Source organism: Bifidobacterium porcinum (genome assembly GCF_055378475.1).
Window position 1 is genome coordinate 445,656 of record NZ_AP029603.1, and the last position, 25,676, is coordinate 471,331.

General features: G+C 60.5%; 13 protein-coding genes and 2 pseudogenes. 8 read left to right on the forward strand and 7 right to left on the reverse strand.

Translation table 11 applies throughout. The features are described 5' to 3' along the window. The first annotated feature begins 146 nt into the window (after positions 1-146). Both ACZ41G_RS01680 and ACZ41G_RS01685 read left to right on the forward strand, forming a co-directional pair. Complete coding sequence (locus tag ACZ41G_RS01680) at positions 147-2,273, forward strand: transglycosylase domain-containing protein (RefSeq protein ID WP_033507405.1); 2,127 nt, start codon at positions 147-149, stop codon at positions 2,271-2,273. Positions 2,274-2,416: 143 nt separating this feature from the next. Next, on the forward strand, positions 2,417-3,757 hold the full coding sequence (locus ACZ41G_RS01685; RefSeq protein ID WP_464145571.1) for an NADH:flavin oxidoreductase/NADH oxidase: 1,341 nt from the start codon (positions 2,417-2,419) through the stop codon (positions 3,755-3,757). Between the two features lie 213 nt (positions 3,758-3,970). Here ACZ41G_RS01685 and ACZ41G_RS01690 read toward each other — a convergent pair whose 3' ends face one another. From ACZ41G_RS01690 to ACZ41G_RS01715, 6 genes and pseudogenes are all read right to left on the reverse strand, one after another. Beyond that, a complete protein-coding gene (locus tag ACZ41G_RS01690; protein ID WP_464145573.1) occupies positions 3,971-6,055 on the reverse strand; it encodes a transglutaminase TgpA family protein in 2,085 nt (694 codons plus the stop codon). Between the two features lie 93 nt (positions 6,056-6,148). Further along, positions 6,149-6,439 (reverse strand): hypothetical protein, encoded by a 291-nt coding sequence (locus ACZ41G_RS01695; RefSeq protein ID WP_464145575.1) that lies wholly within the window; start codon positions 6,437-6,439, stop codon positions 6,149-6,151. Continuing rightward, positions 6,436-7,656, reverse strand: coding sequence for a DUF58 domain-containing protein (locus ACZ41G_RS01700; RefSeq protein ID WP_464145577.1), 1,221 nt, complete (start codon positions 7,654-7,656; stop codon positions 6,436-6,438). The genes ACZ41G_RS01695 and ACZ41G_RS01700 overlap by 4 nt, the downstream gene beginning before the upstream one ends. Before the next feature lie 43 nt (positions 7,657-7,699). Then, positions 7,700-8,962, reverse strand: coding sequence for an AAA family ATPase (locus ACZ41G_RS01705; RefSeq protein WP_464146171.1), 1,263 nt, complete (start codon positions 8,960-8,962; stop codon positions 7,700-7,702). A 1,473-nt stretch (positions 8,963-10,435) separates the two neighbouring features. Next, positions 10,436-15,463, reverse strand: a pseudogene (locus ACZ41G_RS01710) (Ig-like domain-containing protein); the annotation flags it as partial. Further along, a complete protein-coding gene (locus tag ACZ41G_RS01715) occupies positions 15,445-16,845 on the reverse strand; it encodes a serine/threonine-protein kinase (protein WP_464145579.1) in 1,401 nt (466 codons plus the stop codon). The gene ACZ41G_RS01715 and the pseudogene ACZ41G_RS01710, both read right to left, overlap by 19 nt. A 1,110-nt stretch (positions 16,846-17,955) precedes the next feature. Here ACZ41G_RS01715 and ACZ41G_RS01720 point away from each other — a divergent pair. After that, the gene (locus ACZ41G_RS01720) at positions 17,956-18,222 is read left to right on the forward strand and encodes a hypothetical protein (protein WP_464145581.1); all 267 of its coding nucleotides are present in this window, start codon (positions 17,956-17,958) and stop codon (positions 18,220-18,222) included. A 741-nt stretch (positions 18,223-18,963) separates the two neighbouring features. Here the strand turns inward: ACZ41G_RS01720 and ACZ41G_RS01725 are convergent. Then, positions 18,964-20,109 (reverse strand): quinone-dependent dihydroorotate dehydrogenase, encoded by a 1,146-nt coding sequence (locus tag ACZ41G_RS01725; protein WP_464145583.1) that lies wholly within the window; start codon positions 20,107-20,109, stop codon positions 18,964-18,966. A 176-nt stretch (positions 20,110-20,285) separates the two neighbouring features. Between ACZ41G_RS01725 and ACZ41G_RS01730 the strand changes: the two genes are divergently transcribed. From ACZ41G_RS01730 to ACZ41G_RS01750, 5 genes and pseudogenes are all read left to right on the forward strand, one after another. Further along, on the forward strand, positions 20,286-21,059 hold the full coding sequence (locus ACZ41G_RS01730; protein ID WP_464145585.1) for a polyprenol monophosphomannose synthase: 774 nt from the start codon (positions 20,286-20,288) through the stop codon (positions 21,057-21,059). 218 nt (positions 21,060-21,277) lie between these two features. Beyond that, a pseudogene (locus tag ACZ41G_RS01735) lies at positions 21,278-22,069 on the forward strand (DeoR/GlpR family DNA-binding transcription regulator); the annotation flags it as partial. A gap of 351 nt (positions 22,070-22,420) precedes the next feature. Continuing rightward, positions 22,421-23,704 carry a galactose-1-phosphate uridylyltransferase gene (gene galT / locus ACZ41G_RS01740; RefSeq protein ID WP_441481547.1) on the forward strand — a complete coding sequence of 428 codons (1,284 nt, stop codon included), beginning with the start codon at positions 22,421-22,423 and terminating at the stop codon, positions 23,702-23,704. Between the two features lie 192 nt (positions 23,705-23,896). Beyond that, on the forward strand, positions 23,897-25,120 hold the full coding sequence (galK, locus tag ACZ41G_RS01745) for a galactokinase (RefSeq protein ID WP_464146173.1): 1,224 nt from the start codon (positions 23,897-23,899) through the stop codon (positions 25,118-25,120). A gap of 272 nt (positions 25,121-25,392) precedes the next feature. Further along, on the forward strand, positions 25,393-25,665 hold the full coding sequence (locus ACZ41G_RS01750; RefSeq protein WP_015449974.1) for an ACT domain-containing protein: 273 nt from the start codon (positions 25,393-25,395) through the stop codon (positions 25,663-25,665). The last annotated feature ends 11 nt before the right edge of the window (positions 25,666-25,676 follow it).

Consider the following 25,676-nt stretch of genomic DNA (forward strand, 5'->3'; position numbering starts at 1 on the left):
GTTTCCACAATGCATCCGCTCTCCGATAGGCCGATTTTCGGCTTGTTTTCAGTCTTTTCTGCATTTCCGGCGGAATGTGCAAATACCGTGCCGTTGTGCGAGCGGCAACGCGGTAATGGTACAGGCGACACCATAGAATGGGGCACATGCCCAAGAAGAACTCCCTGACCGCTCGACGTGCGCTCGCTTTGCTGCTCGCGTATCTGACCCTCTGTATCGCCGGAGGCGTCGTCGTGAGCCTGATGGCGATGCCCGCCGTGTTCGGGACGAACAACGCGGCGAAAGCGCTTGCACCATCCCTGACTGTCGAGGGCATTGATTTCGATGTGACCAGCCTGCCGCAGAAATCTACGCTGTACGCGTCCGACGGCAAGACGGTGATCGCCTCGTTTTACGCGCAGAACCGCGAGGTCGTGCCAATCAAGAACATTTCCGTATACATGCAGCGTGCCGTGGTCGCACGCGAGGATCGCCGATTCTTCGAGCACGCCGGCGTCGACGTCCAGGGCGTGCTGCGTGCGTTCGTGCAGACCTACGTAGCCAAGGGCGACACCCAGGGCGGCTCGTCCCTGACCCAGCAGTATGTCAAGAACGTGCTCATGGTCAAGGCCCGCGAAGATGATGACCCAATCGCCGAATACCATGCCTCCGAGGACACCGTCGCGCGCAAGTTGCGTGAGATGCTCATCGCTGTGCAGATGGAGAAGAAATACTCCAAATATGAGATTCTGCAAGGGTATTTGAACATCGCGCAGTTCGGCTCAGGCAGCCTGTACGGCGTGGAAGCGGCGGCGAAACGCTACTTCAACACGACCGCGGCGAAACTCACCGTCGTCCAGGCGGCCACCATCGCGGCAATCACCAAGAACCCGGAGAAATACGATCCGTCAATCGAGTCCAATCAGAAAACCGCTGAAGAACAGCGAAATATTGTGCTGGACCTGATGCTTCAAGAGAAGTTCATCACGAAAACGCAGCACGACAAAGCCAAAGCCACCCCGCTGAAAGATACGCTGAACATCCAGTCCGTGCAACAAGGGTGTCAGGTGGCCGGCGATGCCGCGTTCTTCTGCAGCTACGTGACCAACCAGATCCTCAATTCCAAGGAATTCGGCAAAACCGCGCAAGCCCGGCAGAAGTTGCTGAACGAGGGCGGCTTGGAAATCTACACCACGATGGACGTCAACGCGAATAACGCCGCGATGAAAGCCGCGAGGGACACCATTCCGGTCGATGACCCCACAGGCTTCGAAGTGACGATAGCTGCGATAAAACCGGGGACAGGCGAAGTGCTCGGCTTTGGGATCAATCGAACCTATGATGCGACGGATGCGGCGAAAACCGATCCGACACGAACATCCATCAACTATGCGGTCGACCAGAAAGACGGGGGAGGTATCGGCTTTAACGTCGGCTCCACGTGGAAGCCGATCAACATGATCGCCTGGATGTTGCAGGGGCATTCCATCAACGAATCCTTGAGAACCTACACGAGTTATGCGAACAGTTCCTTCAACTGCTCGAAGTTCTCCGGACACGGCACATGGTCGTTGCACAACTCCGAAGGCGGTACCGTCAGCCAGGAAACCCCGTTGCAGGGCCTGATCAAATCGCATAACACCACGCAAGCGTCCATGACACAGCAGATTGGCCTGTGCGCGATCGCGGATGCGGCGAAAACCGTCGGCTACCACAATGCGATCCTGGGGCAGGAGGACGTCTACTCGGCCAACTCGTTCAACCCGCCAATGATCATCGGTTCCGTTCAGGCTTCCCCGCTGACCATGGCGAACGTGTATGCGACCATCGCGGCGAACGGTGTGGAATGTACGCCAATCGCCATCAAGAAGGTCATCAAGCAGAACGGCAAGAGCATCAAAGTGCCGAGTGCGAACTGCCATCAGGCCATCTCTCCGGAAATCGCCCAGACCACGGCATATGCTTTGAATCAGGGTGTGTTGAAGGGCGAGGCGAAAGCAGCGCAACTTGACAACAACCGCAAGACCTTCGCGAAAACCGGTACCAACGAGCAGACGTATATGTTGACGGCCGGGTTCGTGCCCAACCAGGTGGCGGCATTTGTCGCCGTCGGCAACGCCGAGGTGCAGGAGAGCTTCTCCGGCAAGACCATCAACGGGGTCAGCCACGGCACCTGGTACGGCATGTACATCGCGTCTCCGGCGTGGAAGGAATTCGTGGACACGTATCTAGCCGCAATCAACGCGCCGATTGACAACGATTACGGCGCACCCGCCGAGCAATATATGAAGTGATTCGGCTGGGGCATCGGCACGACGGCCACACAGGAGGCGATTCGCGGTTGCGGGTCGCCTCCTGTCGTATTTCGTTGCGAATCGGCGCGGACCGTCGCCTCGTCGCAGATCGGCGCCGAAGTCGGTGCACGGACGTTGGGCAGATGCTCGGCGGACGTTTGTTCGTCCGTTGTTCACCAAATCTGCCGGCGATTTGCAACCGGACATCATACAATGCAAATGGAGGCACACGAGAGACCAACACGGGCGATTCGCGCATGGGCCAGTTGTCGAACGGCATCGAACAGCCCTCGGCGGTTCATCGTGGCCCGTTGAAAGGAGTCGATATGGCGAAAGACGATAAGACCACGAAAGTGAAGGGCATCAAGGGGAAGCGCGACAAGGGACAGTCCCGCGTCGATAGCAAGCTGTTCGAGCCGTTCCAGCTGCGCGGCTTGACGATGCGCAACCGCATCTGGCTGCCTCCGATGGACACCTATTCGGTGTACGCGCAGGACGGCAAGCCGACGCCGTTCCACTATCAGCATTATGTCTCCCGCGCCATCGGCGGGTTCGGCATGGTCATCGTCGAATCCACTGCGGTGAGCCCGGAAGGCCGTATTTCCCCATGCGATGTCGGCCTGTGGAATGACGACCAGATCCAAGCATGGCGTTGGATTGTTGAAGGTGCGAAAGCGACCGGAGCTCGCATCGGCGTGCAGCTCAACCATGCCGGCAGGAAAGGCAATACCGGCAGTTTCTCGCTGGGATATATCCATGAGAATGTGCCGCAGGACAAGGGCGGCTGGCAGACCGTCGCCCCGAGCCCGATCCCGTATGCGAAACTGGATGCTCCGCGCGAGCTGAGCGTTGATGAAATCCACGGGATCGTCGCACAGTTCCGCGATGCTGCGGCGCGTGCTGTGGCTGCCGGCTTCGATATGGTGGAAATCCACGCAGCCCACGGCTACCTGCTTTCGGAATTCCTTGATCCGCTGACCAATGAGCGCGAGGACGAGTATGGCGGTTCGCTGGAGAACCGGATGCGCTTGGTGGTCGAAGTCGTAGATGCCGTTCGCCAGGTGATTCCCGACTACATGCCGCTTGTGGTGCGTGTTTCCGCGACCGATTGGGCCGCCGGCGGTTGGAATCTGGTCCAGACTGTGGAGCTGTCCCGTGTGCTCAAGGAGCATGGTGTGGATCTGATCGACGTGTCGACCGGCAGCATCATCCCGCATGTGAATGTGCCGGTCAAGGATGGCTGGCAGGTGCCGTTCGCCGCGTCGATCCGCAAGGAGGCCGAGATTCCAGTGAGCGCGGTCGGGCTGATCACCAAGCCTAAGCAGGCGGAAAAGATTGTGCGCAAAGGCAAGGCGGATGTTGTGGAAATCGGCCGTGCCGCGTTGCGTGACCCGTATTGGCCGTTGCGCGCCGCCTACAAGCTGGGTGTGCCTGCCGACCAGGCGCCGTACGCGGACCAGTACCGTCGGGGAGCTTACTGCTGAGGTTGTTTTCGATACAGCTGGGCTCTGCCGTAGGGTTTGTTGCCGAGTTGAGCGTCGGGTTTGGCACTGTGTTGGGTGGGACATGCCGTCGGGTTTGACGGGGCTCATCATTGTGCTGGGCGTGGGTTCGGTGGAACGCGTCGCCGGGCTGGGCGCCGGACTGATACGGATGGCGAATGTTCATGCGGTGCGTCGGACTGATGGTTCCCGGCCTCATCCGGGCGTTTTCCAAGTCATCCTCGTGCAACATGTCTTGTGGAACATCCCTCGCAGCGAGAGCTTGGCGCGCCATCTGCGTAACGCCGGCAGCGATTTGAGCATGGCAGCGCGTTCCTCGATGACGTCATTCCAATACCGGTCGACTTGATGCTGATCGATGGTGTTGCCGGAGAAGGAGACATAGTCCGCTTCCTTGCCCAACATGACCAGCGTGTCTAGCGTGAGGCTCATTTCCTTGGCGATGGCTTGCGCCTGTTCGTTTCTGGTGCCGTGAACGCTGAGACCGCTTTGCATGGCGGTTGCGGTGACCGCCTGCCAGCCTGCAGCGACGCGTTGCGATGGGCTGCCGTGCTTGCGCGCCCATAGCAGCGCGATTGCCTTGATGGCGAGCAGCAGTGCACATACGGCGAGCAACACCCAGATTGGGCTGCCATACAGGGCGACCGCTCGGGCAATGGTACGGAACCGTGCCCAAGACGTGTTGTCCGGTGCCTCATCAGCCATGCTGCCGCCGATTGATGATGCGCCGGTGGCTTGATTGTCGTCACGCAAGGGGTTGGTGAGCGGGACTGCGGGCTGGCGCACCAGCGTCTGCGGATTCGGCGGAGCCAGGTTCTGGTTGTCGTCCGGGATTTTTGTTTCCTTCGGTGTCGGGTAGAACGGCACCCAACCGTATCCGTCCAGCTTGATTTCCACCCACGCGGTCACATCGTTGCCGGTGAATTGTGTGACGGTGGATGAGCCGTGCTTCTCGGTGCGGCTTTCGCTGATGTCGCCCTCATCGTTCTTTGGCAGGAACCCGAGCACAACGCGGCTCGGCATGCCAAGGCTGCGGGCCATCAACGCCATCGCGGAAGCGTATTGCTCGCTGTCGCCGACCATGGCGGACCCCGCCAACAGCTGGTCGATACGGTAATTGCCGTGGCCGGCACTGGAGGGGTAATCTCCGTCCAGCCCATGTGAGAACCAGCCTGATTCCTTGAGCTGCTTCGCGATGGATTGCGCCGCCTCGCCGCCGCTGGCCTGTCCGCCGGCCGTGGCGTTGGCGAGTTTATCCACGCTGTCGGGCACGTCTTCGGCTTTGGGCTGACTGATCGGGCTGGTTGCCGCCTTGGCGATTTCCTTGTCGGTCGGCATGCGAGGGATGATGCCGGTTTCCGTGTAGGACAACCCCGCGTAGGTGCGTGCGGAGTAGATGGAGGACATGGTGTCGGTGTTGTAATAGAACGAATCGGCGTCGGACGTTTTGGCGAATTGTACGCTTGACGCGGCCCCGGCGATGGGCAGCCAATAGTCGGTCAGCCCTTTGTCCACTGTGAATTTGGCGGTAAAACGTTTGCCTTCCGCGGTGTTGCGGATACTGGTGCCGACACGGCGGTAGTTGGAAGAGTCCGAGGCCATGGCAGAGTCGGACAGATTCCACACATTGCCGTCGAACCGGTCCATGACGGCAAGGCGTACGGTGGAGCCGGCGGGCAGATCGGTGACGGTCAGCAGCACGTCATCCTTGTGGTTCTTGACGTATGAGCGCATGCCGCTGAGCGGGCTAGTGTACTGGTAGGGGCTCAGCGGCGGTTCGTAATGGTCGCGCAGGATGGCGCGGTGCTGTTCGATAACCGCGCATCCACCGACCGCGAGCGACGCCGAAATCAGCACGATGACGATGCTGCTCAACCACCGGCTCAGCTCCAGCAGATTCCATCGCGAGCTGATCCATGCCACCAGAGTAATGGCTGTCACGGTGCCCGCGGCGATGCGATGGAATCCGGTCGGGGAGCCGAGCAGCGCGCAGACCGCCGCATTCGCCAAGATAGGGATGACGGCGATTATGGTGTACCGTCCGTCCTTGGTGACGGCGAAGATGCCGGTTAGCAGCGCCGCCCACAGACAGATTGTCCATACGGCTAGGAGCGAGCCGTCTGCCGTCCCCACCGGCGGGTCGAGTGCAAGCAGGTATTTGAACGAGCCCAGCATGCTCATCCACCCCTGTCTGATGGTGCGGACTGTCGGAATGATATGGGCGATGGTGGTGTCGTTAAGTATCAAGGTGGGGCCGACCACCAGTTGCGCAAATGCCATGAACAGCATCTGCCACCATAGGCGCAGCACGGGGAAGAGACCGGCGAGCGCCACCAGCGAGCCGATGATGGTTGCGGGGATTGCTGCCGTGGCTCATGACAGTGCGGATCCGTAGACATCAATCAGATTGCTGGATGCGACGAGGGTGAGCAGCGCGGCGATAAGCAGGCTTGTGTAGGGTGCCGCGCTGTGCCATGTGCCGGCGATGGGGGCGGGTTGTCCTGGGCGCGTTATCCAGATTGCCGAGCGCATAGAGTCCATCCATGTGCCGGTGGCTGTCGTCGTCGCCGTGGATGTGACAGTCGATGCGGCGGTGCCGGTCGGGTCCGTGACGCTGGTGACATCGCCGGTGTTCATGGTATGGACGGGGTTCGTGGGGTTCATACCAGTGCTCCCATGATGATCGGGAGGTCGTCGAGGTTTCCTATGGTTGCCAGGATGAAATCGGGGTAGTGCTTGATGGCGCGTGGCTGGCCTGGTGCGGTTTGCAGGACTACACAGGTCGCGCTGTGGGGGAGCGTCAGCGCCATGCGTTTGATGATGTCAATGGATTTGAGGCTTCCAACCGTGAAGAAATAGAACGATGCGTCCCGGGCGCGTGCAAGCGTGTCCTGCGCGAGATTGGGGTTGTCATCGATATCGGGATCGATGCCGCTGCAATCATCCAGGAATTCCGTGGGATTGCGGGGTGTTGTGTGGTTGATGCCGGCGTGGGCGGTCACCGGCCGGTCCTGTTGCAGGCACTGCACGCCGATGGATGCGTGGACTGACACCGCAAGTTCAAACTCCTGCGAGTGCGCATAATCATGGGGATTCACGCTGATGGTCAGCGAGGTGTTGGTGCGTCGGGTGGCTTCGTATTGGCGGATCATCAGTGTTCCGGTTTTCGCAGAGCTCAGCCAGTGGATGTTGCGCACGTCGTCGCCTGGGGCATATTCGCGCAGGCCGTGGAAATCCAGGTCATCGTCCACGATTTCGTTGCTTGGCTGGCCTTCGAGGTCGCGGGGGACGCCTGCGCTGAGCGTATTCAGCGCGACTGTGCGCGGATGGATGAACACGGTGATCTGCTCGGTGAGTCGCCTCTCACGGCGCACTAAGCCGAATGGGTCGCTTCTGCAGATGGACAGGGGGCCGATGGGCAGGATATCCCGTGATACTGCGGTGAATTCCACGGTTGTCATGTGTGACTGGCCTGCGGCGAGCATGGGGATGGTGAAGCGCTCGTGGTCGTCGCCGATGGGCAGGTCGCCTCGCGCCGAAGCGGTGGGTGTGCGGCCGGGATTGTCGACGCATACGTTGACGGCCACCTTGTCCGATACAGTGACCCGGCGGCGGGACACATCGATGGCGGCGTTGAAGGTGGTGTTGCCGAGTGACAGCACAACCGCACATATCATCATGGCTGTGAACGCCACTGCCACGGCGAGCAGTTCGTGCCATCCGAGCATAAGGAATGCCGTCGCCGAGATGATGGCCAGGGCGATGACGGTCCACCCGGGAACGGAGATATACGAGGTGAGCAGCCGTTTGGCCCGGTGCCGGATGCGTCGCAGGGTGCGTACCGTGGCTGTTCTGCACCACATGGTGTGCGATTGCTGCATTCCTTGACCTTTCGATGAGGGTGGTTTACCGGTTCGATATGGTTCACACGTTGGCACCAAGGGTTGGCACGGGGACGTCTTCTAGAATCTGCCCAATCAGCTGTTCAGGGGTTGATCCGGCGAATGTAGATTCAGCGGTCAGGGTGATGCGGTGGGCGAGAACCGCAACCGCGAGATGCTTCACATCGTCGGGCACCACGTATCCGCGATTGTCGGCGGCTGCCCAGACGCGCGCACACCGGGTGAGTGCCAGTGCGCCTCGCATGGAGGACCCGACTCGGATGCGCTCGTTGTGGCGGGTGGCTTCGACCAGCCGCACGATGTATTCAAGGATTGAATCATCGAGACGCACATGCTCGCTGATGCCACGCATACGCAGTACATCCTCCCCGGAAAGCACCGGGTGTACGGTGGCGGCTCGGTCAGTGACGTTGATTTGCCTGAGAATGTCCACGCTGACGTCATGACTGGGGTGGCCGACGGTCGTTTTGATGAGGAAACGATCCATCTGTGCTTCGGGCAGTTTATATGTGCCGAGCTGTTCGATCGGGTTCTGGGTGGCGATGACCATGAACGGCTGGGGTGCCGGATGGGTGACGCCGTTGACGGTGACGCTCTGTTCCTCCATGACTTCGAGCAGTGCCGACTGTGTTTTCGGGGAGGCGCGGTTGATTTCGTCGGCGAGCACGATGGAAGCGAAGATGGGGCCCTCTCGGTATTCGAATTCGCCGGTTTTCTGGTCGTAATAGGTGACGCCGACCACGTCGGACGGCAGCAGGTCCGGTGTGAACTGGATGCGCTTGAACTGCATATCAATGGAGTTGGCCAGGCCGCGGGCTAGCTGGGTTTTTCCGGTTCCCGGGTTGTCTTCGAGCAGGATGTGCCCGCCGACCACCATGGCGGCGGCGCATTGGCGGATCGGTGTTTCCTTGCCGACCACGACGTGGGAGACGTTGTCAACGAGTTTGGAGAACATGCTGTGGAATTCGGCGATGTCCGCAGACGGGGCAGGAAGCAGAGATGATGGGGCGTGCGACTGGGCTGCCCGTCCCTGTTGACCATGCCGTTCCTGTAGTGGTTGCGCAGGTTGAGCGGGTCGGACAGGTTGAGTGGGTCGCGCAGGAGAGGATATGGCTTGCGTGGTGTGCGATGTCTGTGGAGTCATCGGAGTGTGCGGGGACTGCTGATTCGGTGTGGGAACGATCCCCGTGGGTTGGCCTTGTGATGGTGCCGGGGTCGTTTGTATCGCGGCCGGTGGTGTCGTCAACGGCAGAGTGCCGCGAGTGCTCAGCAGCGTACCTTCCATATCGTCATCTGGATGCGCCGGTGGATGTCCTTGGCTTGGAGCCGTTGCCGCAGCGGATACCGGTGCCGCGACCGGGGGTGCGGCTGTGGTCGCTGAAGAAACCGGCGTCGGAGCCGGAATCACCGGCTGGACCGGTTGTTGTCCGGTTTGCGAATGGAACGGCTGTGGCACCTCCGGGTGGCCGGGAATGCGCGGTGTATGGCCGATGGAGCCCAGTCGGGTTTCATCGTCGAATTCGTCGCTCATGGGATGATTGCTCCTTGCTGTTGGGTGATCATGGTCGGGATGCGTTGCTCCTTGGTCGACGGCGTACGCCATGCCCTGAGTCCCAGGGCTTGGATCTGCTGTCGATGCTGGAACAGTGTCATGGGGGGAGACAGGGGCCGATTCCCGTCTCGCCGTGTTCACGGTAACCGTGCCTGCGAGTGCCTTGCTCGTCCTGTTCGATCGGACATTCCGACTTGTGCTGGGCGTTACGCCGAGAGTTGTGCTCGGGTTCTTGCTGGGGTTTGCGATGGGACTCGTGCTCGGGCTCGGTGTCGGGTCCGGCTGCGCGGGCGGCTGGTATCTGTTGGCATCTTTCAGGCGCTCACCACCGGTCTCATTGCTCAATGCCGGGTCGTCGCCGACCACGCGCGCCTTCCAGACATAGTCGGCTCCCGTCGGGAGTATGTTGTTGACATTGAGCGTGCGATCGGAGGGTGTCCACGGGACATCGTACGACTTGCCTTCTGCTGTGAAGGTGATCATGGTTTTGCCTGACTGCCCGTACATGTTCACGGTTCCGCCGGTGATGTCGATGGTGTCCGTATCGGTGCTGCTCCAGCGCAATTGTGGTGCCTGGATGCCTGCTTTCTGCTTGTTCACATAGACAGGGGAGGCGCTGCCTTCGGTCGGTTTGCTTGTCACGCCCTTGAACCGCTGCATCACGCTGGCCGAAGTGCAGGACTGCCATGGGGCCATCATGAAATCGTGCGACCGTTCGGACGCCCCTGCCTCATAGGGATCGAACCCGTTTGCGTGTACGGTGTGCCCGTCGGCGTGCCCCTGCATCTTCCATGTGACCGTGCAGATGCCGTTGTCGCCGGAAACGGAGACGCGTTCCGGCTTCTCCACGGTGTACCGCGGGGTGAAAGTCACCTTGGCGCGGCCGCTTCGCGTCGCCTTCTTGCCGATGACAATCGCTTCGACGACGTATTCCTTTGTGTTGAGATTACGCTCCGGGATATCGAAGGATTCCGATCCGGAGCAGGACATCGTCATGGTGACGTCTCCAGACAGTTCAATGGACTTGCATCCCGCGTTGCGTGTATTGCCGACCGATTCGACGGTGACGGTTCCGCGCGTGTCATCATTGGTCAATGTGACGGCCGGGGCGTCCGGCTTGCCCCAGGGCTTCGCATCGCCGGACTGCTTGGAAGGCTGGCTCCAGTTCACGTTGTTGTGCGATTGCACGGTAGCCTTGTAGGATGCGCCGTCGACAATCGTGTTATTTTCGATGGCGAAGGTGACGCTGGTGCCGGTCGTTTCAACGGGGGCGGGTGCGTTCGTGCCGCTCAGCGTCACCCGGTACTTGTCAATCGCGGAGAAATCGCCGTTCGGGGCTTTCCACGTGACCGTGACAGTGTATTCACCCGCTTCGGCCGTCACATCTGTCGGCGCGTCCGGCAGTTTGTCGGGTGTGCTTTCCACGGCGTTGGATTCCTTCGACCAGCCGACCTCGTTCTTCGCCTGCACCTTGAACGTGTAGGTTCTGCCGTTTCTCAGGCCGTCCACCGTACATGAGGTTGCCGCGCCGCAGGATTTCTGGCCGGAACCCTCGCCACCCCAGATGACCCGATATTCGGTGATTGGGCTGCCGTTGGCCGATCCGGCCGTCCAACTCAAATCGACTCTGCCATCCTGCGGTTTGCCCGAAACCGCGGACAGGAGCGGCGCATCGGGCTTGTCCGTCACGGAAACGTTGATGGTCCCGGTCGCTTCGCGGTCCTTGACTTGGGTGGCGTCGCGCACGGTGACAATCACCCTGTTCGTGCTTGCGCCGATGTCTAAGGCCGCCTTGATGGAAACCACGCCGTCGGGCGAACAATCTACGGTGAACTTCGCGTTCTTGTCTGAAACGCAGCCGGTTACGGTCAAAGGGGTGTCCGGGAACGGGTTGAAAGCGTCGGACAGCATATGCACCTGCCTGACGGATCCGGTTTTGATGGTTATCGCCTTGTCGCCCAGACGCGCCAACGGTCTGGTGGATGAGGTGACGCGCACCGTCAGGCCGGCGTTGACTGTGCCTTTCGCATAGGCGATTGCAATCGGCACATTGACGGTGGTGCCGGCTGTGACGGTTTTGTCCGCGGACACGGTCAGTTTGCCGGTCGAACTCACCTTGGCGGTGACACCGTTGGTGCTCGCCCCACCGGAATACGTGTATTGCTTCTCGTCATCGTATAATCCGGATGCCGAATGGGTCAGCGCTTTCAAGTCGATGGTTGAAGCGCTTTCGCCGGCCACCACATCGATTGTGGAAGAGGAGAAGGTCGGTGCGGGCACGTCACGTCCGATCACGGTGATCGGCAGGGTGAGCACCGCGGAATTGACGATTTTCACGTTGTCGTTCTTGCCGCGTTTGCCGTCCGTTGCGGTGAAGGTGATGGAAGCTGGACCGGCATAGTCGCAGGGCGCGGTGAACCGTAGCGTTTGTTCGTTGACGTACTGGTTGTCGTCCGCGGCTTTTGTGGCGCTCACCGAATCCGCGCCGTCCACGTAGGCGGTTTTGCCTGCGCCCACACGAACATAATCGGCGATGTCGATGGTGATGGTCTCACGTGCGTTGACTTTCAACGTGGGGGCTTTCGGACGCAGGGTGGGCGGGAAGACGCCGTACGCCGGCACTTGGATGAACGCGGTGGATGTGATGCTGTACGTCGTGTTTGTCACGGTGTACGGGACCGCACGCGTCTCGTCGGTCAGCTCCACGGTGATGGTGGTGGAATCCTTGTCACCTTTGACATGAGCATGATCTGCGACGGAGGGGTCGACGCCCACGGTCAGCTCGTCGGCGGTTCCCGAGGGATTGGCGATCCACTGCGAGACATCCACGTCCACGGATTTCTTGTCGATTGTGGCGGCTGCGGGAACGCGGTAATCGTAAGCGGTCGGAGGATCGATGGGGGCGTTCGCGTCGACGTTCACCGTCAGGGTCGCGGTGTCGGACAGGCCGGCCTTGTTCTTGACCGTATACGCCACGTAATAGGTGCCTGCCTGTTTCGGCGTGGTGAAAGTGAGCATACCGTCGATGACGGTGATGCCGTTGATGCCTTGCGATTCGACGTGTTCGGCGACCGTGAGGTCCGTGTTATCGCCGCAGATGTCGTTCTGGGCTACTGGTACGGTCGTCGCCGTATTCGGGCGCAGGGTGATTTCGTCATCGCGCGCGTACACGCCGGAATCGGAGCCGGAGGAGAAGACACCCACGTGGATTTGCGCGGTCGCCCGCTGTCCGGTCCAATCCTCCACGGCGTAGGAGAAGGTGTCGGTGCCTGACGAATCGGCGTACGCCTCATACACCAGGTATGTGGCGCCCACTTCGGTGATGCGGCCGAGTTTTGGCGCCTTATTGCCCAATCCGAGCAGTTGCACGTCGTCACCGTCAGGGTCGATACCGGTTAGTGCGATTGGAATCTGGACTTTCCTGCCTGCTGCCACTTGGGCTTCCACATCCGAGGGGGTTGGAGCAGCTTTGTCGGCGGCATCCTTGCGGTGCACATCAATGGTGATGGTGGCGGAGGCTGTGTTGCCCAGATTATCTTTGACCGTGTATGTGACGGGGTAGGACCCGGGCTCTCCCGTGGCCTGATAACGTACGGTGTTCCCGGAGACGAACACCAGGCCCTTGAACGTGGCCTTGTCGACCTGCAGGTTGTCTTGCAGTTTCACTGTGATCCCGTCCGAGTAAGTCACATGGTCGAGCACGTTTACGGACACGATGCCGCCGGTCCTCACCTGCGCTGTGACGTTCTCGGCTTTCGGCACGGAGTTCGATCTGGTCAATGCGGGCGGTTGCAGGATGATTATGCCGGTCGAAGATCCGGCTGCGTTGGCCACGGTGTATGCCAATTGCACCGGTTCGGTCGGCACTTGGCGGGCGGTGATGTAGATTCGCTTGTTGCCCACAATACCGGTTTTGATGCCGCTGTGCGTGTCCGCGGCGACGCTGGTTACTGACAGGACGCCGCCCAACGGGTCGACATCGTTGGTCAGCGGCTCGACGATTGCGATGTTATCCGCGCCCAGTAGAGCCATATCGTTCGCTGCAACCGGCTTGGCGGCATCGCCGGTCACGGCCTGCACCTCCACCCGAACGAGACCGGTCGCCGGGATGGTGCCTTGGGCGATGATGTACGGCACATAGTAGGTGCCCGGGCTTGACGCGCTGAACGCAATCGACATATCCGCCGCGTTCATGGTGGCGGATACACCGGGCACGGATTCCACCGAGGTCAGTTGGGCGGGCTCCGCGCTTGTGCCATGCACATACTGCTTGAGCGCGATGGTGGTGCGGGTACCGGGCGTGGTCTGCCTAGCCACCGGGTCAATCACGGCGGCGAGCGTGTTCGCCGGTTTCACCGAGAAATAGATCATTCCCGTACCGGTCTGCTTCCCGTCCGACACGGTGACTTCGATGCCCGCGCGTCCTGAGGACACGGAACCGGCGTTGAACACAAGTTGGCCGTCGGCTCGCGTGGAGACAGTCACCTGATCGGTGTTCTGCGGCGACGCCGAAACCAAGGTCAGCGGGTCCCCGTCGGGGTCGGAGAAGCTTTCCAACGCATTGGCAGTGTAGGAAGCCCCCTGTTCGACGTCGATTTCCGGGGGAACATCGGTCTGCTGCGGGGCCCGGTCCTCGCCGTCGGTGAGGTTTAGGGACACGTTCGCGCTGGCGGTCTGGCCGCGTCCGTCAGAAATCTCATAGCTGAACGTCACTTCACCCGCCCCTGCGGCCGAGGCATCAAGTTGCAGGTACCGTCCGTCATATACGGGGAAGACCGAGACATTCGCACCGTCGGGCGCGCTGACCGAATCGATGTGCAGCACCGAGCAGTCGGTCTGCTCATCGTTACGCAACACGTCGAGGATCTGCTGCGATCCGGTGCGCGCACCGAACGCATCCTCCTGCGCCCTGATCTGCCCTGACTGGGAGGAGCAGCTCTTGCTGAAATGACGCTGATTGCTGGCGCTGTCGTTGTTGCGCTCCTGCTGCTTGGATTCCTTGGTTTCCACCTTGTTCCACTGGATTTTGATGACTTTGGCGGAATCCTGCGGGTTCCACACATTGCCGTTGATTACGTCGTTGAGCACTACCAGACGATGGTTGGTGCGGAAGACGAGTTGCGAGGTGGGGTCGATGGATTCCAGCGATGAGTATGTCGCTCCCTTCCCGTTTGCATCGCATGCACCGACATAGTTTTCTGCCCGCTGCGCCCACGCCGCGAAGACGCATCCGCCGGTCGACACCGGTCGTGCCGCGTCGCCCTTGCCCGCTTTCGGCAATGTGTTGACAGCACCGGAATGTAGATTGACCAAGGCGAGGCCGCGCGGGGTCGCCGCCGCTACCCAGCCGCTCTGCTTGCCATCGGTGGGTGGGGCCTGTAGCGTCACCTTACCTTGCAAGCCAATGTCGGCGTTTCCTTTCGGCCAGAACACCTTACCATTGCCGGCGACGACCGGCGTGCCGCCGATGACCGTGAACGATTCAACCCCCGTGGCGTTCTCGATTCGAGCGACCTTACTCGGCGAGCCATGCGGGACGTCAACGCTCAACACCGCATGATCGGACGGGCGATACCCGTACGCGACACCATCATGGGTCACAGCGATCGCACCTGAGGAACCGAGTTTCATAGTCGGACTGCCGCTTGTCGGGTTCACCGAGGCGATATCGGAGGCAGAACCCACCCATACATTCCCCGTTTTCGTGTTGATAACCGCCGCCGTCTTTCCGCCGATTACGGTTTCCATATCGGCGGTGATGCTGGTGTTTCCGTGTACGCTTACTGTGGAAGCCGCGATATTGCTCGCTTTTGTTCCCTCGGCAATCACGGTGTCGCCATCGTGCTGGGCTATGTCGAAACGTGCTGCCGTCGAAGCGACACCGGCATCGGCATCCCGGTTCTTCACGTTGAACCGCGCGGCCTTATGGTCCTTGAGCGAAGTGACCCATACCGTGCCGTCATCAAGCTGCACGTGCGGCTGTGTCACCGAACTGACAATGACGCAACCGGCGACGATGCCAAGCAACAGAACCAGCATGACGACCGGGGTAATCCACCGCCGGTTGCCGGACGGTACCAGCCGGCGCGTCATGGCAGGGAAACGCTTCCGCATCTCGTTGGGCGGCGGCAACGGTTGACGTTCGACGAAATTGCTGCTGCTCATATCCTGGCTCTTCCTTGGACGTGAAATGTGCTGTGTTCTTGTGCTCGCGATTACGGTCTGATGGCGCATGCCATCGCGGGGGTGTCGGACATCCGTCTGTCCGCGCGGATCAGACTCACCTTGATGCAAGTCTGTGCTTCACCGGACGGGTCGATGGCAATGGAAGTCGACGACGTCAGCGCGCTTCGCGAACTCGCACGTTCGCCCGTGCCGCCCACAAGCGACCACGCGTATGCGTCGCCATCCTGGGGATCGGGATTGGTCCACGAGAACGTCGCTTTGGTGCCGGCGGCGTTGTACGCGCCGGAAAGACCGCGCACTTGGGGGACTGAGCCTGCAACGACCCCCGAATCAGGGACATTCCCGTTATCTTGCCCCGAAGTCTTGCCACCGGGGCCGCTGCCCGAGACCTGCACGGCGCGGTCGTCTGAGGTTGTATCCATATGCGGGGCGATCAGGAAAAGGAATCCCGACGCAATCGCGACGATTGCGGCAAGGGCGACCAATGCGATGACAAGCGGTTTCGTCCGTGATGTGCCGCGGCGGGACGATTCGGCAGTCGTCGGCGTTGCCGTCGTGGTCAGGCGTGCGTGCGCGGCGAGGTCCGTGGGGATATCCGCCTCGCCCTCGATTGTCGTACGCTCGGCATGACCATACATTTCCAGTTGCACGCGTTGCATGGCACGGGCGAATTCCAGCGCCGAATAATACCGGTCCTCGGGAGCCGGGCTCATCGCCTTGTGCAACACGCGCTCAACGGGGGCGGGAATGTCCGGACGGTGGAATGCCGGCAACGGCTTTGCCAAGATGATGGCCTGCAACCGTTCCACCCGTTCCTTCCCGCGGAAATCGCCCAACTCGTCGACGAACGCGTATTCATACGGGGATTGCCCAGTCACCATAGCGAGCAGTGTGGCACCTAGGGAATAAATATCGGACGCCTCATTACCGCCTCCGCCGTTGGCCAGTACCTCGGGCGGTGCCCAGGCAACGGTGAATCCCACACCGGGGCCTCCATAGATGGTGCCCGCGATACCGAAATCAGCGAGCATGGGTATATGTTGCGCGTTGATGAGTATGTTGCTTGGCTTGATATCGCGGTGGATAATGCCTTTACGATGTGCGGTGAACAGTGCGCTCGCCAGATCGATACCGATGGTGAGCATCTGGTCTGCGGTGAGTCTGTCATGTTCAAGGAAGGCCTTGAAATTGCCTCCCGAGGCGTACTCGAACACGGTGTATCCGTGTCCGGTCGCGGTGATGCCGCTTCCGTAAATGGACAGAATATGCGGGTGCGTGCAGATCCGTCCCATGAAATCAGCTTCGGAACGCAAACGATTCGCCGCCTGTGAATCCATCCGCTGCTTGCTGATCTTGATGGCGACCTGGCGATTCGGGACATGCTGACGGTACAGGTACACGTCGGCTTCCGAGCCTGATCCAAGCTGCATGATGGGTGAGTAGCCAGGGATGCGCCCGACTGCGTGTTCCGTGATGCCCGTTTGGGCCGCTTGGTTTGTCCGAAAAGCCTCGATGGTTCGGTGTGTTTGCATGCTCTTTGCACTCCACGACGAATACCAAGCCTCGGCATCCGGCCTTGCAACAGGTCGCTCGTGTGGGCCGCCAAGTGACAGCGGTGCACTGATAGTCATGACAGTTCCCCCTACAATTGTGCATACATTGTCCCCCATGCGCGTTGGTGTTCGCGCGAATGTATTGGTCGAAATCGTATCCTGTGCCGAGGATCGCAATGTCACGTCTCGCCGGTAACGAATTGCCTTCTGACGCGAAGCAATGATTCTGGAAAACGGCGATGTTCTGCGTCGTCAAACGTTTCACTTCATCTGTTCGCGTTCGTGTCTATCGGCTGGACGGGCTCTTGATTTCCCTGAAACGGAGCGGTGCCCGTATGTTGAGACGGCGTGTCGGACGCGTGCATAAGTGGCGCGTATAGGGAATGACAATGCGTGATTGGTGCTACTGAGGTATATTCATGAGCATTGATGCCGCCGACAATCGGCTGACATGTATAGAAGGACAACGGAGACTGGTGGTCGGATGGTCGGTGATGGCTGGTCGGTGATGACAGTCACGGCGCATGGAGGAAGAATATGGGCAATCCAAATATGATGTCGCCGGTTGGCCGCGGTGGACTGATGCCGCACGATGAACGGATGCCATCCGGCGGCCAAGTACCGGGGCAACTCGGTTCGTCCGGTCAGCTGCCGTATCCACAAGGGCGGCATGTACAGTCGCCGTCTCCGTACGGGTCGTATTCGCAGCAATCTGCGATGCCATCAGTGTTGCAACAGCCGGGTCCGTCGGCGCAATCTTCCTCCCGCCCGGGTACATCCACGCCATCGATGCCGAGGTATGCTCAGGCCCCGCAACAATCTCCTTGGCTGCAGCAGTCGGCGGTTTCCGGGCAATCACAGCCTTTGCAACAATCGCCGATATCGCAGCAACCACAACCCATGCAACGGTCACCTTGGTCGCGGTAAGTTCCACAGCAAGTCCCGCAGCAAAGCGGACCGTATAGCGATTCCAATCCTGCGGCTGGTGTGGCGGCGACTGAATCACAGGATCATCGTTTCGACCTGCTGCCCAATCGAATCGTCAATATCGTGTTCAGCGTCGTATCGTTGTTCATCATGTTCCTGCCCGGCCTTTCTTGGGGTGTTGGTGCCAGTGGTCTGCGCGGCAAGCTCATATTGGCAGTGGTGCTGCTTGTGGTCGGTGTGGTTGGAATCAGCCGATATGCCGCCCATTTGGTGGTACTGGTCGGCATATCGGCTGATTCCAATCTGCGTGAGAGTACGTCTGTGTGAAGATTGGCTCGCACAGTGGCGGTTTGGGCGGTCGCGGGAGAGCTGATTTGGCAGCGTCAGATGTCGTTGTGTGAGGATTTACTCACACACTGACGGTTTGGGGGCTGTGATTGGCTGGTTTGTCGGTCCGGGGGAGTCGTTGTGTGAGGATTCGTTTGCGCGGTGGCGGTTTGGACGGTCGGGGATAGTTGGCTTGGTGGCGTTGAGGGTCGTTGTGTGAGGATTGACTCACACGGTTGGGCATCGAATCAGTCATGAATCCCGTCTCTTGCGGGACCAATGTGGGGACTTCGCGCGTTCTACAAACTGGTTACGCTAACTCCTTTGCCGGCGTAGCCAGTTTGTAGAAAGAGAGCGGATGGGTGATTGCAGCGGTGCAATGGGTCGGTGAGTTGTTGGATGAGTTGTTGAGCGGTTCGGCGTCAATCCGTGTATCTCCTGACATACGCGAACCGTCTGATTGGCTTGCTTGGCGGCTGATTCCCGAGGCATTTGCCGGATTGCGCGTGCCCCGACATACGCAACTCGGCAAATGCTGCGCGCCAGTGCCGAACCGTCAGTTTTCTGTCGTGTTTTGTATGTGGTGACATGCTTGATGTGGAGTTCATCCGCCGCGCGAACCTTGCCACGTGAACCCCAGCACAATCAAGCACAATCAAGCACAATCAAACGCAATCAAACGCAATCAAACGCAATCAAGGCGCAGCACAACACCGTCATCAAGCCCCAATCAAGCCCTGATTAAGCGTCGACGCCGACTGCCTCGCTGACGTGCTCGAACCCGTCCCGGCGCAACAGCTCAGCGAGTCCGCGCTTGAGCACCGTGATCTGCTGTGGTCCGCGATACATGAGCGAGGAGATGAACATGACTAGGCTGGAGCCCGCGCGGATCTTCTCGTACGCCTGCTTGGGGGTAAACACGCCGCCGATGCCCGCGATGGCGAAGCGGTCGCCGTACTCGCGGTAGGCCTGCCGAATCATCGCGTTGCTCGCGCGGTAGGTCGGCCCACCGCTCAGTCCACCCTTCCACATCGCTGGTATCTCCATACCGCTGCGGTCCTTCTGCAGGTTTGCGATGCTGACGCCCTGCACATTGTGTTCCGCCAGCACGTCAAGCAGCTCGCGGAATTCGGGCCACGTCTTGTTCAGCGGCATCTTGACCAGCACCGGCTGCGGGCGGTCAATCTTGTCCAACGCGCTGAACAACCGGTCGAGGTTTTCCGGCTCTCCGAACGGTTCGCCGACATAGGTGTTCGGGCAGGAGATGTTGATTTCAATCATCGCCGTGTGCCCAGCCGCTCGGCGCATCGACGTGCAGTAGTCTTCGATGCCTTCGTCGATGTCTCCGCACAGTTTGTCGTTCGTCCGCGCGATGGACACGGACACTTGCATACTTTTCGCCTTGTCCCATGCGCGTTCGGCCCGCGGAATAACCCGTTCGCTGCCGTCGTTGGCAAGCCCGACATGGACGATCATCGAATCGTATTCCGGCAGCCGGTGGAACCATGGCTTCGGATTGCCCGCGCACGGGCGTGCGGTGGTCGAGCCAACCGTTTCAAAGCCGAATCCGGCGTTGTCGAGCAGCACCGGCATGTCGCAGTTCTTGTCGAGACCGGCGGACAGGCCGAAGGGGTTATCGAAATGCACGCCCATCACATCGGTTTCGAGAATCGGGTCGGTGTAGTCGAGCATTTCGCGCAACAGCCACATGAGCGGCGGAATATTGCGGGTGACACGGCAGAATTCAATCATCTGGTCGTGTGCAACGTCAGGTGTGTGGTTGAACACGAAGAACGGCTTGACGATGTGCTTGTAGCCGAAAGTGAAAAGGTCGGTAGTCGCCTTGTTGACGGCGTCGTGCAACGGCTGTTCGGAAACGTGACTCATACCTCATATTGTGGCACTGTTGTCAGCGTGTTCGCAACAAACGCGGGTACAGTGAACACAGAGTCCAATTGGGGCTAGTGGCGTCAAACGGCTTGAGGCGGCACATACGGCTTGCAGTCGTTTGACGTGGCATGAAGTGATGAAAAAACGACGTGAAGCAGCTTGAAAGGGGAGTCATGACAGCATCTGCGAGTGGAACCGGCATGGCGGGGGACGGCGTGTGCGTGGTGATGCCGACATATAACGAGCGCGAGAACCTCCGCACGACCCTGGATGGTGTGTTCGCCTACAATCCGGATGTTGACGTGCTGATCGTCGATGACGCCTCCCCGGACGGCACGGGTGAGCTCGCCGATCAGATGGCACAAGACAATGGGCGTATCCATGTGCTGCACCGCGGGGGCAAAGGCGGCCTGGGGCCGGCATATCTGGCTGGGTTCGCATGGGCGTTGGATCGCGGGTATGCCGTGGTATGCGAGATGGATATGGATGGTTCGCACCGCCCACAGGATTTGGCGCGCATGCTCAAGGTGATGCGCTGCGATCGTAGCGTGGATCTGGTAATCGGCTCGAGACGTGTGCCGGGCGGGCGTACGGAAGGATGGCCGTGGTATCGCGATTTGATTTCCAGGGGCGGGTCATGGTATGCGCGCAGGATGCTGGGGTTGGGTGTGCGCGATATGACCGCCGGGTTTCGCGCGTACCGGGCCGATTTGCTCAGACATATGGATTTGCGGTCCGTTGAAGCGAACGGCTATGTCTTCCAAATTGATATGACTAGGCGCGCCGCGGCAGTCGGCGGCAGGATTCTCGAGGTGCCGATCGTCTTCCCCGAACGTCGCCGTGGTGTGTCGAAGATGGATTCGGCGATTGTCGTTGAGGCGATACGGAATGTCACCTTGTGGGGGATTGCGCGGATACGTTCTGCCCATGGCCGTCGTGCCGATTAGCGGATCGACTGGCGGGTGCCGACTGGCGGGTGACGCGCAGCAGGCGACACGCTGCGGGCGACACGCCGATGACCACAACGAGGATGCGTTCGTTTATGTTCATCTTGCTTACGGAAGGTGCGGAAAACTTAGCGTTTTTGTGAGTTTTCATGATGTTGTCGAGCGTTATCCGCTCAATGCTGTCACTTGTGTGCGCAATTGTGTGCGATAATGTTCATATGATTTCGTCACAACGTCAGCATCTGATTCTCAGCAGATTGCGCACTCGCGGTGCGGTGCGCATCACCGCGCTGTCCAAAGAGCTCGGCGTGTCAGCCATGACCGTACGCAGGGACATCGCCGAACTCGCCGACAAGGGCCTGCTCAAACGCGTCCACGGCGGCGCAGTGACCACCAGCACCCTGCTGAGCGAACCTCTGTTCTCCGTAAAATCGCAGATGGACATCGGCCTCAAGGACGCCATCGCACAGGAGGCAGTCAACTACGTCTCCCCGGGCGACGTCATCGCCATCGGCGGCGGCACCACCGCCTACGTGTTCGCACAGCACCTGCTTGAATCCCAGCAGTCCAGCGGCATCACCATCCTCACCAACTCAATTCCCGTCGCCGAACTCGTCCAGGCGCTCGAATCCAAGGATGTCGAGGTGATTGTCACCGGTGGCGTCATCACCCGTTCCAACTCCCTGGTCGGGCCGATTGCGGACAAGGTCGTGCAATCCCTGCGCGTGAACACCGTGTTCCTCGGCACGCATTCGGTGTCCATTCCGCGTGGCTTCCTCATGCCGAACTCATTGGAAGCGGCCACCGACATGGCGATGATGGATATTGCCGACCGGACGATTATCCTCACCGACCACACCAAATGGAGCAGCACCTCGCTGTCCCTGTTCGCCAACTTCGACCAGGTCGACACTGTGATCACCGATGACGGGCTCGACCCTGATTCCGTCACCAAAACACGCGAACTGGTCAAGGAACTCGTGCTCGCCAAACAGGGCGAGTCGGACGAATCAGTACGTTCGCCCCGCCGGATACACCCGAACGAGAACGGCGTGGTCGCCGAACATGTCGGGGCGCATGCTGCCGCGGGAGGCCCGGGATATCCCGATTCCGTCGATGACGAGTATGACCTTCCTGCGGATCGTGAACCTCGCGGCAGGCAGACGAAGGCCGGACGGACAACGGGAACGCCGAGGCCGGTCGGCAAGTAGCAGACAACCACAACCAGACCCGGCGGCGAGCAGCGCAGCCCGTCGCCGCGACAGAGACGCAACGCGGCGCATTCAGTCTTGGCGACGCATGCGATTCTGTTGTGAAAGAAACAGACAACATAAGCTCAACCGTCCAACAAAGGAGACGACATGACCACCCAATCATCCCAATCGGCCCAGCAGACGCCGGCATGGCAGTACTATCAGCCCGGCGCATACGCGAGCGCCAACATCCGCATCACACCGACCACCCTCGCCGACGGACGCGACTTCTTCTATCTCGATGACGACCCTGAATACGTCAGCGGCAAGAAGACCCGCGAACTGCATGACCCCCGCCATCTCGCCTACCGTTTCGCGCCTCATCTGGACGCCGACGGCAACGAGGTGCCGTACGCTGCACCGCAGATGCGCCGCGACCCGCTGACCGGCGACTGGATCCCCATGGCCACTGCGCGCATGAACCGGCCGATCACCGCCGGTCCGGGGGCCACTGCGAAGGGCAACCCGCTCGCCGCGCGCAAGCCGGGTGACCCGTATCAGGACGGCGAAGTGCCGGATACCGATTACAACGTTGTCATCTTCGAAAACCGTTTCCCCTCGATGGTGCGCGTGCCCGGCGTGCCTGACACGGTGACGAATGTCGACGGCAACCCGCTGTGGCAGCAGAAAATGGCCGGCGGCAGGTGCGAGGTTATCTGCTTCGACCCCAACGAGCATGGTCTGCCCGCCGATTTGCCGGTGCGCCGCCTGCGCACGGTTGTCGAGGCGTGGGCCTTCCGCACCGCCGAGATCTCGCATATCGACGGTATTGAGCAGATTTTCCCGTTCGAGAACCACGGTCAGGAAATCGGCGTCTCGCTCGCCCATCCACACGGCCAAGTTTACTGCTACCCGTTCATCGCGCCGAAGCTGGAAACTGAACTGCAGCACACCGAGGCATACCACGAACGTACCGGCGGCAACCTGCTGCGCGACCTCATGAACGCCGAAATCGAGGCGGGGGAGCGGATCGTCATGCGCAACCACAGCTGGGTAGCCTACGTGCCGGCGGCGGCGCGCTGGCCGTTGGAAGTGCATGTCGTCCCAGTGCGCGACGTGCTCACCATCGACGAGCTTGACGACCAGGAGCGTTGGGATTTGGCACAGATGTACTCCACGTTGCTCAAGCGTGGCAACGCCTTCTTCGACAAGGGCGACGGCAAGGGCATGGATCTGCCGTACATCGCCGCATGGCATCAGGCGCCGATCCATGATGCCCGCCGCGCGAACTACCGGCTCAACCTCCAGTTCTTCTCCTTCCGCAGGGCGGCCAACAAAATCAAGTATTTGGCCGGCTCCGAATCGGGGATGGCGGCATGGGTGTCCGACACGACGCCGGAACTCATCGCCAAGCGCTTCCACGAACTCGGGCCGATTGACATCGACGACTGAACATGTATCGGCTGGCCGTGCGGCGGCTGACCAGGCATTGGCGTGCGGAACGTCGGTGGGCCTGGACCAGCTGCCGGTGGACAGCACAGCGGCACATCAGCGCAACATCATTCGAAAGGAATAATCATGACAACACCAGACCAGCAGCATGCAACGCAGGATGCCGCCGGAAGCATCCCGTTCATCGACGCGATGGGCGACGCGGAAGGCGCCGCCGCAGCCCGAGAGCTGTTCGAACAGGCATACGGTGAGGCGCCGGCAGGTGTGTGGGCCGCTCCGGGCCGTGTGAACCTAATCGGTGAGCACACCGACTACAACGCCGGCCTGTGCCTGCCCATCGCGTTGCCGCACCGCACGTATATCGCACTGAAACCGCGCGAAGACACGAGTGTGCGTGTGGTTTCCGATGTCAGCCCCGACAAGGTCGCACAAGCCGATTTGGACGGTCTCACAGCCGGAGGCGTCGACGGGTGGGCGGCCTACCCGGTTGGTGTCGCATGGGCGCTGCGTGAAGCCGGATTCGGGCAGGTCGAGGGCTTTGACGCGGCCTTCGCCTCATGCGTGCCGCTCGGCTCCGGGCTGAGCTCCTCCGCCGCGATGACCTGCTCGACCGCCCTCGCCCTGGATGACGTGTACGGGCTCGGCTTCGGCTCAAGCGATGCGGGACGCATCACCCTGATCAACGCGGCCATCGCCGCGGAAAACGATATGGCGGGCGCCTCCACGGGCGGGCTTGACCAGAACGCCTCCATGCGATGCACGCCGGGGCACGCTCTGCTGCTGGACTGCCGGCCTGGCCTGAGCGCCCTTGAAAGCGTGTCCCAGCAGGCATTCGACCTCGACAAGTATGGGCTCGAACTGCTGGTCGTGGACACGCAGGCCCCGCATCAGCTCAACGACGGGCAATACGCCCAGCGCCGCGCCACCTGCGAACAGGCGGCTGCCGGACTCGGGGTGGAGAACCTGCGGGTGATCGCCGACCGGGTCAACGCTGCCGACGACCCCGAGGCCGCGCTTGCGGACGTTCTCGGCAAGCTCGATGATGACGTGGAGCGCCGGCGTGTACGTCACGTCATCACCGAAATCGGCCGTGTCGGACAGTTCGTCGACGCATTCGCGGCAGGGGATATCAAGCGTGCCGGCGAACTGTTCAACGCCTCCCACGATTCGCTACGCGACGACTACCAAGTCACAGTGCCGGAGCTCGATGTCGCAGTGGACACCGCGCGGGCCAACGGCGCGTACGGCGCCCGCATGACCGGCGGCGGCTTCGGCGGCTCCATCATCGCGCTGGTAGACAAGGGACGCAGCCGTGAAGTCGCGCAAAAGATTGCCGACGCGTTTGCAGTGCATGGATTCCACCAGCCTCGGGCGCTCGCCGCGGTCGCATCCTCTTCGGCGCACCGCGTCGACTGATACAGATCGACTGACACGGGGAACGTCAGCAAGGCCGAGATGCCCGGAACGGACCGTCGGCAACAATGCCGAGTTCGTTTCGGGCGTCTGTTGTTTTATGTGTCCCGCTTCAGGCGTCGTTGACCTGACGTCCGCTATTTTGCACAGCGAGTCGGCATCCTTCCGCCTTAGGCAAATCGTCCCGAAACGGACATTCCCGGCCCGATGACGTGTGCATTCCCTATACTTGAATCCATCTGGATACCATCGCACCGATTTTCCAAGGGAGATCCATGAACAAGGCAATCATCACCGTCGTAGGCCAGGACACCGTCGGCATTATCGCCCGCGTCTGCACGTATCTTTCCGGTCACCATGTCAACGTCCTCGACATCTCGCAGACCATCATCGACGGGTTCTTCAACATGATGATGATCGTCGATTACAGCAACGCCGACAACGAATTCGGCACCATGGTCAACGACCTCGACAAGCTCGGCGAGGAAATCGGCGTGCGCATCCGCTGCCAGCGCGAAGAGATCTTCACCAAGATGCATCGCGTCTGAGTCCAGTTATC

Excerpts from the sequence above, each read along its gene's own strand:
- ACZ41G_RS01695 (WP_464145575.1), bottom strand. The coding sequence starts at position 6,439 with ATGAACCCCACGAACCCCGTCCATACCATGAACACCGGCGATGTCACC.
- ACZ41G_RS01730 (WP_464145585.1), top strand. The coding sequence starts at position 20,286 with ATGACAGCATCTGCGAGTGGAACCGGCATGGCGGGGGACGGCGTGTGC.
- ACZ41G_RS01685 (WP_464145571.1), top strand. The coding sequence starts at position 2,417 with ATGCTCGGCGGACGTTTGTTCGTCCGTTGTTCACCAAATCTGCCGGCG.
- ACZ41G_RS01680 (WP_033507405.1), top strand. The coding sequence starts at position 147 with ATGCCCAAGAAGAACTCCCTGACCGCTCGACGTGCGCTCGCTTTGCTG.
- ACZ41G_RS01725 (WP_464145583.1), bottom strand. The coding sequence starts at position 20,109 with ATGAGTCACGTTTCCGAACAGCCGTTGCACGACGCCGTCAACAAGGCG.
- galK (WP_464146173.1), top strand. The coding sequence starts at position 23,897 with ATGGGCGACGCGGAAGGCGCCGCCGCAGCCCGAGAGCTGTTCGAACAG.
- ACZ41G_RS01690 (WP_464145573.1), bottom strand. The coding sequence starts at position 6,055 with ATGGCATTTGCGCAACTGGTGGTCGGCCCCACCTTGATACTTAACGAC.
- ACZ41G_RS01705 (WP_464146171.1), bottom strand. The coding sequence starts at position 8,962 with ATGGAAGGTACGCTGCTGAGCACTCGCGGCACTCTGCCGTTGACGACA.
- ACZ41G_RS01750 (WP_015449974.1), top strand. The coding sequence starts at position 25,393 with ATGAACAAGGCAATCATCACCGTCGTAGGCCAGGACACCGTCGGCATT.
- ACZ41G_RS01715 (WP_464145579.1), bottom strand. The coding sequence starts at position 16,845 with ATGCAGCTTGGATCAGGCTCGGAAGCCGACGTGTACCTGTACCGTCAG.
- ACZ41G_RS01700 (WP_464145577.1), bottom strand. The coding sequence starts at position 7,656 with ATGCAGCAATCGCACACCATGTGGTGCAGAACAGCCACGGTACGCACC.
- galT (WP_441481547.1), top strand. The coding sequence starts at position 22,421 with ATGACCACCCAATCATCCCAATCGGCCCAGCAGACGCCGGCATGGCAG.